This window comes from Massilia aurea, from assembly GCF_014200505.1.
GTDB classification, from domain to species: Bacteria; Pseudomonadota; Gammaproteobacteria; order Burkholderiales; family Burkholderiaceae_D; genus Telluria; species Telluria aurea_B.
Genome location: NZ_JACHBX010000003.1, coordinates 482,113 through 494,297, shown reverse-complemented (window position 1 = coordinate 494,297; position 12,185 = coordinate 482,113). Strand labels below are relative to the sequence as shown.

The 12,185-nt window shown below is 64.2% G+C and carries 14 protein-coding genes; 1 reads left to right on the top strand and 13 read right to left on the bottom strand.

Annotation, left to right across the window (positions count from 1 at the left end; genetic code table 11):
* Window positions 1-124: 124 nt before the first annotated feature.
* The 13 genes from fliR to fliF all read right to left on the bottom strand — a co-directional run bounded on the left by fliR (window position 125) and on the right by fliF (window position 11,621).
* Window positions 125-967, bottom strand: coding sequence for a flagellar biosynthetic protein FliR (gene fliR / locus HD842_RS16025; RefSeq protein WP_183555721.1), 843 nt, complete (start codon window positions 965-967; stop codon window positions 125-127).
* A gap of 30 nt (window positions 968-997) precedes the next feature.
* Window positions 998-1,267 (bottom strand): flagellar biosynthesis protein FliQ, encoded by a 270-nt coding sequence (fliQ, locus tag HD842_RS16020; protein ID WP_183555720.1) that lies wholly within the window; start codon window positions 1,265-1,267, stop codon window positions 998-1,000.
* A 13-nt stretch (window positions 1,268-1,280) separates the two neighbouring features.
* On the bottom strand, window positions 1,281-2,021 hold the full coding sequence (gene fliP / locus HD842_RS16015; protein ID WP_183555719.1) for a flagellar type III secretion system pore protein FliP: 741 nt from the start codon (window positions 2,019-2,021) through the stop codon (window positions 1,281-1,283).
* Window positions 2,011-2,709 carry a flagellar biosynthetic protein FliO gene (gene fliO / locus HD842_RS16010; RefSeq protein WP_183555718.1) on the bottom strand — a complete coding sequence of 233 codons (699 nt, stop codon included), beginning with the start codon at window positions 2,707-2,709 and terminating at the stop codon, window positions 2,011-2,013. The genes fliP and fliO overlap by 11 nt, the downstream gene beginning before the upstream one ends.
* Window positions 2,706-3,149 (bottom strand): flagellar motor switch protein FliN, encoded by a 444-nt coding sequence (gene fliN / locus HD842_RS16005; protein WP_183555717.1) that lies wholly within the window; start codon window positions 3,147-3,149, stop codon window positions 2,706-2,708. The genes fliO and fliN overlap by 4 nt, the downstream gene beginning before the upstream one ends.
* Window positions 3,150-3,196: 47 nt before the next feature.
* Window positions 3,197-4,180 (bottom strand): flagellar motor switch protein FliM, encoded by a 984-nt coding sequence (gene fliM, locus HD842_RS16000; protein WP_183555716.1) that lies wholly within the window; start codon window positions 4,178-4,180, stop codon window positions 3,197-3,199.
* A gap of 12 nt (window positions 4,181-4,192) precedes the next feature.
* Entirely contained in the window at window positions 4,193-4,714 is a 522-nt protein-coding gene (gene fliL, locus HD842_RS15995; RefSeq protein WP_183555715.1) for a flagellar basal body-associated protein FliL, read from the bottom strand.
* A gap of 199 nt (window positions 4,715-4,913) precedes the next feature.
* Window positions 4,914-6,215, bottom strand: coding sequence for a flagellar hook-length control protein FliK (locus tag HD842_RS15990; RefSeq protein ID WP_183555714.1), 1,302 nt, complete (start codon window positions 6,213-6,215; stop codon window positions 4,914-4,916).
* A gap of 25 nt (window positions 6,216-6,240) precedes the next feature.
* Entirely contained in the window at window positions 6,241-6,684 is a 444-nt protein-coding gene (gene fliJ, locus HD842_RS15985) for a flagellar export protein FliJ (RefSeq protein WP_183555713.1), read from the bottom strand.
* Between the two features lie 40 nt (window positions 6,685-6,724).
* Window positions 6,725-8,149: a flagellar protein export ATPase FliI gene (gene fliI / locus HD842_RS15980; RefSeq protein WP_183555712.1), complete on the bottom strand. Its 1,425-nt coding sequence runs from the start codon at window positions 8,147-8,149 to the stop codon at window positions 6,725-6,727.
* 1 nt (window position 8,150) lies between these two features.
* Window positions 8,151-8,924, bottom strand: a complete 774-nt coding sequence (gene fliH / locus HD842_RS15975; protein WP_183555711.1) for a flagellar assembly protein FliH — start codon at window positions 8,922-8,924, stop codon at window positions 8,151-8,153.
* Window positions 8,924-9,928, bottom strand: coding sequence for a flagellar motor switch protein FliG (gene fliG, locus HD842_RS15970; protein ID WP_183555710.1), 1,005 nt, complete (start codon window positions 9,926-9,928; stop codon window positions 8,924-8,926). Before fliG ends, fliH begins: the two co-directional genes overlap by 1 nt.
* Window positions 9,921-11,621, bottom strand: a complete 1,701-nt coding sequence (gene fliF / locus HD842_RS15965) for a flagellar basal-body MS-ring/collar protein FliF (protein WP_183555709.1) — start codon at window positions 11,619-11,621, stop codon at window positions 9,921-9,923. Before fliF ends, fliG begins: the two co-directional genes overlap by 8 nt.
* A 189-nt stretch (window positions 11,622-11,810) precedes the next feature.
* Between fliF and fliE the strand changes: the two genes are divergently transcribed.
* A complete protein-coding gene (gene fliE, locus HD842_RS15960; RefSeq protein ID WP_183555708.1) occupies window positions 11,811-12,185 on the top strand; it encodes a flagellar hook-basal body complex protein FliE in 375 nt (124 codons plus the stop codon).

Sequence of the window (12,185 nt, the reverse complement as noted above, 5' to 3'; positions counted from 1 at the left end):
TTAACTGATCGCTTTTATTGGTAGTGATTAATTAATTGCCATATCCAGGCGGCGCTGATGTATTGGTATTCGTGAGTCGTCGGTGGCGTTTTGATCATTTCAAGGGACGATGCCTTGGCAAGACTCACCCCGGCGCCGGCACCACCGGCCTGACCGGCGGCTGCGCACCCGCCGCCGCCGGTTGCGGATTGCTCGCACGAGGCAATGATCTGCTCACTTCAATGCCCTGATTGAACAGGTTGACGATCGGCGCGCCCAGGTATGGCAGCACCAGGCTCAGCGTCAAAAAACCCACGCCGAGCGTGATCGGAAAGCCGATGCCGAAGATGTTCAGCTGGGGCGCGGCGCGGGTCAGGATGCCGAGGGCGACCTGCGTGATCAAGAGCGCGGCGATGATCGGCATGGCGATCTGCAGCCCGGCCGAGAAGATGCGCCCGCCCCAGCGCACCAGTTCCAGCGCGGTGTTCGATGAAAATGGGGTGTCGGTGATGGGCATCGTGATGAAGCTTTCGGCCAGCGCCTCGAGCAGGATCAGGTGGCCGTTCACGGCCAGGAAGGCCATCGTCGCCACCAGCGCCATGAACTGGCTGATGGCCGACGAGCGCCCGCGCGTGCTGGGGTCGAAGAACATTGCGAAACCCAGGCCCATCGTCTGACTCGAGACTTCACCGGCATATTCAATGGCGGCAAACACGATGCGCATGGCAAAGCCCATCGCCAGGCCGATGATCATTTCCTTGGTCAGGATAAGAAGGCCCGCCCACGAGGTCGGGTCGGCCGCCGGCACGGCCGGCACGAGGGGGGCGATGACGATCGCCAGCAGGATGCCCAGCGCGAGCTTGGCACGCACCGGCACGCTGGCATTGCCGAACAGCGGGGCCGCAGCGATCAGGCCGAGAATGCGCGACAGCGGCCACAGCAGGCCGGCAATCCAGGCATTCATTTCCACCGAGGTCAGCGTCAGCATCGGGCGCTTCCGGGCGTGCGCACGCGGGCCTTAGCCGATCAGGCCGGGAATACCCGTGAACACCTGGCGCATATAGTCCAGCATCACCGACAGCATCCACGGGCCGGCGACCACCAGGGTAACGAACACGCCGACCAGTTTCGGGATGAACGACAGCGTGGCTTCGTTGATCTGGGTCGCAGCCTGGAAAATACTGATGATCAGGCCAACGATCAGCGCCACCAGCAGCAGTGGGGCCGACACCATCAGGGTCACTTCCATGGCCGTGCGGCCCATCGTCATCACGCTCTCGGGAGTCATCGCGCGGCGTCCTCTAGTAGAAGCTCTGGGCCAGCGAGCCCAGCAGAAGTTGCCAGCCGTCGACCAGCACGAACAGCATCAGCTTGAACGGCAGCGCGATGACGGCCGGGGACATCATCATCATGCCCATCGCCATTAGGACCGACGCGACCACCATGTCGATGATCAAAAACGGGATGAAGATCGCAAAGCCGATCTGGAACGCCGTCTTGAGTTCACTGGTGACGAACGCCGGAATCAGGACGCGCAGCGGAATGTCTTCGGGGCCCTGCAGCGCCGGGGAGCGCGAAATCTTGACGAACAGGGCCAGGTCGGATTCGCGCGTCTGCTTGATCATGAATTCCTTGAGCGGCACGGCGCCCCGGTTCATGGCCTCGGTCATCTGGATCTGGTTGTTCTGCAGCGGCAGATACGCTTCGCTGTAGATGCGATCGAAGGTCGGCCCCATCACGAAAAAGGTCAAAAACAGCGCCAGCCCGACCATCACCTGATTCGGTGGCGCCGTTTGGGTGCCGAGCGCCTGGCGCAGCAGCGAGAGCACGATGATGATGCGCGTGAAGCTCGTCATCATGAGCAGCGCAGCGGGCAAGAAGGTGAGCGAAGTGAGCAGCAGCAGCGTCTGCACCGGCAGCGAATACGCGGTGCCGCCGTTGGCTGCCGGGCTGCTCTGGAATGCCGGGATGCCGGGCTGCGCAGCCGCGATCAGCGGCAGCAGGGCCAGGCCAGCGGCCAGCCACAGGTGTTTATGACGCATTGCGTTTGTCCATCGTGTTCTTGAGCCAGTCGGCAAAGCGTGTGGCCGGGATGCCGCCTTGTGCGGCGCCCGTGCCTGCGCCCAGATCGACGTCCTGGCGCGGCATCGTGTGCAGCGCGTTCACGCGGCCCGGAGCGGCGCCGACGACGATCCACTGGTCGCCCACTTCGACCACCATGATGCGCTCGCGTCCGCCGATATTCAGCGCACCGACCACGCGCAGATTGGCCAGGCCGCCACCCGGCTTCGGGCCGTAGCGCTTGAGCAGCCAGGCCAGGCCGATCAACAGGCCCAGCACGAGCAGCAGCGCGAAAATCGTTTGCAGCAGGCCGGCCGCGCCCGAGCCGCTGGAGGCCGGCAGCGCGACTTGCGGCGGCGGGCGCATCGGCGTGATGGCAGGGGCGGTGGTCGTGGTGGATGGCGCAGTCGTCACTGCCGCACTGGCAGGGACTTCCGCTGCGGCAGGCACGGCAGCATCACCAGGCAGTGCCGCAGTATCGCCCGGCAGCGCGGCAACCGGCGGCGCGGTCGTGGCGGGCACGGTGGTCGGCGCCGGCACGGCAGGTGCGGGCGCCCGGCCGGTGGTGGTATCCGTGGCTGGCGCCGCCTGCTGCGCCAGCGCGAGCGGCGCCGCCAGCAGCAGCGCCGCAATGGTCGTGAAATAGCTGGCGGCGCGGCGTGCGGTCATTTATTGAGTTTGCGAATCCGCTCTGATGGCGTGATGATATCGGTAAGCCGGATGCCGAACTTGTCGTTCACGACCACCACCTCGCCCTGGGCGATCAGGCAGCCATTGACCAGCACATCCATCGGTTCACCCGCCAGGCCGTCAAGCTCGACGACCGAACCCTGCGCCAGTTGCAGCAGGTTCTTGATGGCGATCTTGGTGCGGCCCAGTTCGACCGTCAGTTGCACCGGGATGTCGAGGATGAAGTCGATATCGTTCGGCGTTTCGTTGCGCGCGCCCTTGTTCGAAAAATCCTTGAATACGGCTGCGGCGGCCACCGGTGCGGCGGCTGCGGAGGACGTCTGGCGTTCGAGTGCTGCCGCTTCGGCAGCAGCCTGCTCGGCAATGGCGGCGCCCCAATCGTCGTCGATGTGTTCCTGGTCTTCCTGATTGTCGGACATGGTGTTCTCCTGTGCGGCCAGCGCGATGCGCCTTGCCAATATACCAATTACTTGTTGAATGTGTCGCTATTGGCGAGCAGCTTCTCGACCTTCAGCGCATATTGCCCGCTGAAGACGCCGTAGCTGCAGTCCATTACGGGGACGCCATCGACCGTGGCCTGCACCATCTCGGGCACCACGATCGGGATCACGTCGCCGATTTTCATGTTGAGGATTTCGTCGAAGTTGGCCTTGCCATGCCCCAGCACCGCGACCAGCTCGACTTCGGCGACCTGGATCTGCTGCGTCATCAGGCGCACCCAGCGCTTGTCGACTTCGAGCGCTTCGCCCTGCAGGCTCGAGGTCAGTGCATCGCGGATCGGCTCGATCATCGAATACGGCATGCAGAAGTGGATCTGGCCCGACACCGAGCCCAGCTCCACAGTGAAGGTGCACGACACGACCACTTCGTTCGGGGTGGCGATGTTGGCGAACTGCGTGTTCATCTCGGAACGGATGAACTCGAACTCGACCGGGAACACGGGCTCCCACGACTTGGCGTACGCCTCGAAGATGATGTCGAGAATACGCATGATGATGCGCTGCTCGGTCTGGGTAAAATCGCGGCCCTCGACGCGGGTGTGGAAGCGCCCGTCGCCACCGAACAGGTTATCCACCAGCAGGAACACGAGGCCCGGATCAAGCACCATCAGCGCCGTGCCGCGCAGCGGCTTCATGTGCACCAGGTTCAGGTTGGTCGGGACCACGAGGTTGCGGATGAACTCGCTGTATTTCGACACCCGCACCGAGCCGACCGACACTTCGGCGCTGCGGCGCAGGAAGTTGAACAACCCAATCCGCAAATACCTGGCGAAGCGCTCGTTGATGATCTCGAGCGTCGGCATGCGGCCGCGCACGATGCGCTCCTGCGTTGCCAGGTTATAGGTGCGGACCCCCGAGGTGTCTTCAGGCGCCGAGATGTCGTCCTGATCGCCGTTGACCCCTTTTAAGAGGGCATCGACTTCTTCCTGGGAGAGGAAATTATCGGCCATGTTTGTCTGGATTTACTGGATGATGAACGAGGTGAATAATACGTCGGACACTTCCTGTTCGTCGCCATCTTTCTCGAAGGGTTCGGTAATTGCTTTCTGGATCTCGGTGGCGAGCTGCTGCTTGCCCTCGACGGTGCTGATCTCGGATGCTTTTTTGCTCGACAGCAGCAGCAGCATGCGGTTGCGCACGATCGCCATATTGTCCTTCACCAGCGTGGCCTGCTCGGGGCCCGCCACTTGCAGCGTGAACTGTACTTGCAAATACTGTTCGCCGTTTTCCGGCTGCAGGTTCACGGTGAACGATTCGATCGGCACGTACTCGGCTTTCGCGTCCGGGTTCTTCTTTTTCTTTTTCTTGTGCTCTTTGGCCGGCGCGTCTTCTTCTTCGCCGTGGGCGGCGGCGCCCTGCGTGAAGTACCAGCCCGCACCGGCGCCTGCGCCCAGCACCAGCACGGCGGCGAGGATCATGATGATCAGCTTTTTCTTCGAGCCGGAAGGTGCCGCTGCGGTGTCCGCTTTCGGATCAGCTTTCATTTTCGGATTCGCTTTCAAGATGTGTCTTTGCCGCTGGTTGGTGAGGGTTCGTCATTATGGCATTGTCGTGGAAAGATGCGTCCCGGCAAGCCTCGAAAAGAGGGGGGAAGCCGTGGTAATCCGTGTGATTGTTGCTGAGGCGCGATGACAGAATAGAAAAGGGCGGCCGTGTGGCCGCCCCCGGGACATCCGTGCGGCATCAGGCGAACAGATCGACCATGCCACGGTCGCCGATCGACACGGTGCGCGTGCGTGGCGCGACCTCGTTCACGGCCGGCGCGGCATCCTGGCCGTCACCCGTCAGACCACCGGCGCCGCGCTGACCGCCCTGCGCGCGGCGGTCACTGTCCTGCTGCTGCTGGCGCCCGTCGGGCACGTTGGCGTCGACCGTAGCGTTGCCGAGCGCAATGCCGCTTTCGCTCATCATTTCGCGCAGGCGGGGCAGGGCGTTTTCAAGCGCCTGGCGCACGTCGAGCTGGTCGGACGAGAAGGCCACGGTGGCCTGGTCGTTGGTCACGTTCAGCACGATCTGCACGGGGCCCAGGTCGGGCGGATTCAGCGTCAGCGTGGCCGCCTGTTCCTTGCCGACCATGTACACGATGCGCTGGCTGACCTGGTTGTCCCAGGCCTGGGTGCCCAGGCGCGCCGGGATGCGGTCGCCCGGCATCCCCGGATTGCCCATGGCATCGACCTTGACCGCCTGGGCCTGCAGTGCGGCCAGCGGGGCCGGCGCTTCTTCGGCCACCGGCAATTGCTGCTGTTGTTGCTGTGTATCGCGCAGCTGGGCCTGGAACTGGCCGGCGTCCTGCTCGCCCTGTGGCAGCGCGGCGCCGGGCGCCTGCGTCGTGCGCAGGTCGGCAGGTGCCTGCTGCACGCCGCTGGCGAGTGCCTGACCCTTGCCGCTGGCGGCGTCCGTGTCGTCGGTGGCGCCGGTGGTCATGGCTTTCATATTGTCGAGCGCCGTTTCGAGCGCCGTCAGTTGGGCGTCGCCTTCCGTGGCGGCGCCGGCTGCGGCGGCGTCCGTGCTGAGGGTGGCGGCGTTGCTGGCCGGCTGGCTCAGGCTGGCCATGAAAGCCAGCATGTCGGTCACGGGCGTGGTGGCTGCCGCTGCCGCCGCGGCCGCTTCTGCTGCCGCAGCGTCCTCGGCGTCGCTGGCTGCGTCCGCCGTGCTGCTGCTGGCCGCTTGCGTGGACTTGGCGTCGCCATCGTGCATCGGCGGGCGGATGGTCGACCGGGTCGGGCCTTCACGTACCGGATCGCGGTTGGTTGGTTTGTCGGCGGTGGCCGGCTTCGGTCCTTGCGCCGGTTTTGATTGCGCGGCCGGTTGCGGTGGCTGTGCAGCGGGCTGGCGCGTGGCCATTTCACGGTTCAGCGTGGCACTGAATCCGCCAGTGCCGCTGCTGCGTGCTGCGTCGGCCAGGCGATCCGGCGTAGCCGGGCGCTGCGTCGCGGCGTTGGCGCCGGTGATCTGGAACGGGAGGGTGTTGGTCTGCATCGTCATGGTGGACTCGACTATCGACGTTGGTTCAGCGTTGTTTGTAACGGGCGCCACGGGCTGCATGGTCATCCATCTGCTTCTGGTCGCGCTTGTTCTCGACCTTGAGTGCTTCACTTGCCGCACGTTCGTTCAGCGTGCGGTAGGACAGGCGCTTGCGCTCGCTTTCCTGCCAGGTCGTGCGCTCGAACGTCGCCTTGTTCTGCGCATGTTTGAGCACCTCGCGCTGGCCACTCAATGCGTGGTCCAGCTTGCCGATGAAGGCAACGAAGTTGTGGTACGCGAAAGGGGTGATGCCGTCCATCTGGGCGGTGTCGAGCTTGCGCGCGTATTCGTCGCGGTAACCGACCAGCATGGCCAGCTTCTGCTCGGCGTCCTCGACCAGTTTCAGGGCCGCACCGAGCCGCTTGGCGGCCGCGTCGGAATCGCGTTGCGCCAGGTCGATCAGTGTTTCGAGAGCGGAAGCTTGTGCCATGGTGAATTACATTCTACCGGCATGACGTTGCCCGCAATCACTAGAATAACGTGGTCAATCGCCCCAAGCTCTCGGGAAGCGAGGCGTTGTCGTGGATTTCCTGGCACAGGAATTCCTCGATCTCGGTGTTCTTGGCAATGGCCATGTCAAGCACCGGATCGCTGCCGGCCGCATACGCACCCACACTGATCAGGTCGCGCGAGCGCTGGTAGCGCGAGTACAGCTGCTTGAGCTTGCGCGCCGCCAGCTGGTGCTCGTGCGTCGTGATCGAGTGCATGGCGCGCGAGATCGATTGTTCGATGTCGATCGCGGGATAGTGGCCCGCTTCGGCCAGGTGGCGGTTGAGCACGATGTGGCCGTCGAGAATACCGCGCGCGGCATCGGCGATCGGATCCTGCTGGTCGTCGCCCTCGGACAGCACGGTATAAAACGCCGTGATCGAGCCGCCGCCTTCGAGGCCGTTGCCGGCCCGTTCGACCAGCACTGGCAGCTTGGCGAACACCGATGGCGGATAGCCCTTGGTCGCCGGCGGCTCGCCGATGGCCAGCGCGATCTCGCGCTGCGCCATCGCGTAGCGGGTCAGCGAATCCATGATCAGCATGACGTTCTTGCCCTGGTCGCGGAAGTACTCGGCAATGGCGGTGGCGTAGGCTGCGCCCTGCAGGCGCAAGAGGGGCGGCGAGTCGGCCGGTGCGGCCACCACGGCCGAGCGTGCGCGGCCTTCCGGGCCCAGAATCTGGTCGATGAATTCCTTGACCTCGCGGCCCCGTTCGCCGATCAGGCCGACGACGATGATCTCGGCTTCGGTGTAGCGCGCGATCATGCCGAGCAAGACCGATTTACCGACACCGGTACCGGCAAACAGGCCCAGGCGCTGGCCGCGGCCGACCGTCAGCATCGAATTGATGGCGCGCACGCCAACGTCGAGCGTGTCCTTGATCGGCGCGCGGTCGAGCGGATTGACGGGGCGGGCGTTCAGCGGCGCCATGTCGGACGTGCCGAGCGGCCCCAGGCCATCGAGTGGGCGGCCGGCGCCATCGACGACGCGGCCCAGCAGCTGGATGCCCACTGGCAGGTGACGCGCGCGGTCTTGCGGCCGGCGCCGCCCGTGCGGCACGCTGCCCGGTGGCGGCAGCACGCTTTCGACCGGGAACACGCGCGAGCCCGGCACGACGCCTTCGGTGTCGCTTTGCGGCATCAAAAACAGGCGCTCGCCCTCGAACCCGACCACTTCGGCCTCGATCTGGCCGCTGGCAGTGGGGATGGTGCAGGCTGCGCCCACGGCCAGGCGCAGGCCGACGCATTCCATCACCAGGCCCGCCACGCGCGTGACGCGCCCCGAAATCTGCAGCGGCTCGGCAAAGCTGACGAGCGTGTCGCAATCGCGGATATACGCTTTCCAGCGCGCCGTGTGGCGGTCGTGCGAGGATGCCTGGGGCGGTTGCGGGGTGGTGTGGTCGTCCATGTTACGGGCTCAGCCAGTCGACGTTGGCGGCCAGCGCGTGGGTCAGGCGTTGCCAGCGGGCCTCGACCTGGGCATCGATCTGGTTGCTGGCCGTCTCGACGCGGCAGCCGCCGCGCGCGATCGTGGCATTCTCGATGATGCGCCAGCCGCCGGTGGCCAGTTCTTCGGCCATGCCATGGCGTACCAGTTCGGCATCCTGCGGATTGAGCATCAGAAGGGCGGGCTGCTGCAGGATCGGCAACTGGTTGATGGCGTCGCGCACCACTGACATGATGAGCTCGGGCCGCACGTCCAGGCCAGTGCGCACCATGCCACGCGCCAGGCGCAGCGCGAGGTCGAGCACATCCTTGGCGATCGTTTCGTCGGCCTGCGCCACGGCGTTGCCGAAGCTGGCGGCGACCGTGCGCAATTGCTCTAGTTCTTCTTTGGCGGCTTGCTCGCCCTCGGCGCTGCCGGCAGCAAAACCTTCGGCATGCCCTTCGGCGCGGCCTTGGGCGTGGCCGTCGGCGCGGCCCTGCTCGCGGCCTTCGTCCAGGCCCTGTGCGAAGCCTTCCTGGCGCGCCGCCTCGCGCATTGCTTCGAGTTCTTCGACGCTGGGCAGCATGACGTTCGGCGGCAGGCCAAGGCCAAGGCTGTTCAGCGATACGCCCGCCGACGCTGCGGGCGCGGATGGCTGCTCAGCAGCGCGCCGGGCAAGCGTGCTGGGGCGCTCGTCGCCAAACGAGGCCATCTCCCAGCGCTGGTAGGCGCTCTGCTGTTCTTTTGAAATTGCCATCAGACGAACGAATCCTCTCCTTTACCACCCAGGACGATCTGGCCTTCATCGGACAGTCGCCGCACGATCTGCAGAATCTGCTTCTGCTGGGATTCCACTTCAGACAAGCGCACGGGACCTTTCGACTCCAGGTCTTCGCGCATCATTTCGCTGGCACGCTGCGACATATTCTTGAACACCTTCTCACGCAGATCCTGCGAGGCGCCCTTGAGCGCAATGATCAGCATGTCGGACTGTACTTCACGCAGCAGCAACTGGATACCACGATCGTCGATATCGATAATATTGTCGAACACGAACATCTCGTCCATGATCTTCTGCGCCATGTCGTTGTCGTAGTTCTTGATGTTGTCCATCACGGCCGATTCCTGCTCGCCGCTCATGAAGTTCAAGATCTCGGCCGCCGTACGCACACCGCCCAGCGACGACTTCTTGATGTGCTCGTTGCCCGACAACAGCTTGGTCAGCACGTCGTTCAGTTCGCGCAGCGCCGCTGGCTGCACGCCGTCGAGCGTTGCGATGCGCAGCACCACGTCGTTGCGCAACCGTTCCGTAAAGTTTGCCAGAATTTCACAGGCCTGGTCGCGCTCGAGGTGGACCAGGATCGTGGCGATGATCTGCGGGTGCTCGTTGCGGATGAGTTCGGCGACCGACACCGAGTCCATCCACTTCAGGCTCTCGATGCCCGACGCGTCCTTGCCGCCGAGAATACGGTTGAGCAGCACGGCCGCCTTGTCGTCGCCCAGCGCCTTGGTCAGCACCTGGCGGATGTACTCGTCCGAATCCAGACCGACGGTCGAGTGCAGATTGGTTTCGGTAACGAAATCCTCGAGCACCGTGACCACCTGTTCGTGCTGCACCGCCTTCATCTGCGCCATCGCCGCGCCCAGCTTGAGCACTTCGCGCGGGCCCAGAAACTTCATCACCTCGGCCGCTTCGGCTTCGCCCAGGGCCAGCATCAGGATGGCGGCCTTGTTGGTATTGTCTTTGTCTTTATCACTCATTTGAACCCAACCATCCCTTGATCACGTTGGCGACGATGCGCGGATCTTTGCTTGCCAGCTCTTGCGCCATTTTCAGGTTGGCGCGATAGCCCATGTCCTGGCGCATCTTTTCTTCTTCCTTGATCGCTTCTTCGGCTGGCGTGTCGGCGACTTCTTCTTCGGCGTCCTCGTCCTTTTCTTCTTCCTTCGGCTCTTCCGGCACGGCGGTGGCTTCGTCGAACTTCTTGATGGCCGGGCGCAGCAGCGGACGCAGGAAGCGGAAGTACAGGAACGCGATTACGGCAGCCACGAAGGCATAGCGGGCCAGGTCCTTGAACAGCGGGAAGTTCGCCGGATCGCTCCACCAGGTCGGTTCTACCACTGCCTCGGCCGGTTTGTCCACGCCGTCGAACGGCGCGTTGGTCACGTTCAGCGTGTCGCCGCGGGCCTGGTTGTAGCCCATCGCCTGCTTGACCAGCTCGTTGATCTGGGCCACTTCGGCCGCAGCCAGCGGACGCACGGTGACCTTGCCGGTGGCCGGGTCGACAATGCGGCGGTGATTCACGACCACGCCGACCGTCAGGCGCTTGATGCCGCCCATCGGGCGCTGCTCGTAGCGGATGGTCTTGTCGACTTCGTAATTCGTGGTCGAGTTCTTGCTGGTCGGGGCGCTCGGTGCAGCTGCTTCGGCCGGTGGTGCGCCCTGGATCGGCGCCGTGTTCACACCCGGTGGCTGGTTCGACAGCGCGCCCGGTACGCCGGATGCCGCGCCGCCTGCGCCGACCACTTCCGAACTCTGCGTGCTGCGGATCGCCTGCGGCTCCGGTGGCGAGTTCGGCTTGTACATTTCGGCGGCCGTATCGACCTGGGCGAAGTCCACTTCGGCGGTGGCTTCAGCGCGCACATTGCCTTCGCCGACGAGCGGCTTGATGATCGACTCGACCTGCTTGATGATGTTCTGCTGAACCTGGTCGACGTACTTGAGCTGGGTCGGATCGAGCGACTTGCCGCCCGCGCCCTTGTTGCTGGTATCGGACAGCAGCGCGCCGTTCTGGTCGACGACGGTGACGTTACCTGTGGTCAGTTCCGGCACGCTCGACGCGACCAGGTGGACGATGGCGCTGACCTGGCCCGGATCGAGCGCGCGGCCCGGCTGCAGGTTCAGCAGCACGGACGCGGTCGGCTTTTGCTGGTCGCGCACGAAGACGGATGGTTTTGGCAGCGCCAGGTGGACGCGCGCCGCGGCCACCGACCCCAGCGACTGGATCGAACGCGCCAGCTCGCCTTCGAGCGAGCGCTGGTAATTGACCTGTTCCAGAAACTGCGAGACGCCCAGCTTCTGGTTTTCCATCAGCTCGAAGCCGACGTTGCCGCCTTTCGGCAAGCCCTGGGCCGCGAGTTTGAGGCGCAGATCGTGGATATGTTCGGCCGGCACGAGGATCGCGTTGCCGCCTTCCGAAAACTTGTACTGCACACCCATCTGGTCGAGCGACGCGGTAATGGCGCCGCCATCGCGGTCGCTGTAGTTGGCGAACAGGACCCGGTATTCCGGCGCCTGGCTCCACATCCAGACCGCAATCATCAACGCCAGAATGAGCGCGACACCACCACCCACGGCAACGCGCTTGCCCATGGTCGTCTGGAAAAACGACGGGGTAGCGGGGGCCGGCGTGCCTGGTGGCGTGTCGATAAGGTTTTCAGCAGTTGCTGCCATGGTGGAGGGGCCTGGTCAAAATGGGTGGGGACAGCACGCATTATGGAGCCACCGGGCAACATTCAAACCCCGAAATAGCGGGCGTTTACGGGCCTGATTCGCCCGTCAAATTCGCTTTTGCGCTGCTATTCTGCTTCCCTGAGTGCATTTGTAGAGTTTTCTGCAAGGCGAACACAAGCGGAGGGCAAGATGAGTATTGGCGGCATCGGCGGCATTGATACAAGCCGGATCCAGGCCATGATGGAGCAACTCAAGGCGGCAGCGACCAAGGCGTCGGCGGCGCCCGAGGTGGCCAATGGCCTGGGCGGCGCGAGCGCGATCGGGGGCAAACCCACGGTCAAGCTCGATTTTGCGGAAGCCCTGCACAGCACGTTGCAGGGCGTGAGCGACCGTTCGGCCGAGGCGCAAGCCCTGAGCAAGCGGTTTACGATGGGCGACGATACGGTCAGCCTGTCGGACACGATGGTGGCGATGCAAAAATCGAGCATTGCGTTCCAGGCGACTGTGCAGGTACGCAACAAAATGATTTCCGCCTATCAGGACATCATGAACATGCAGGTGTAA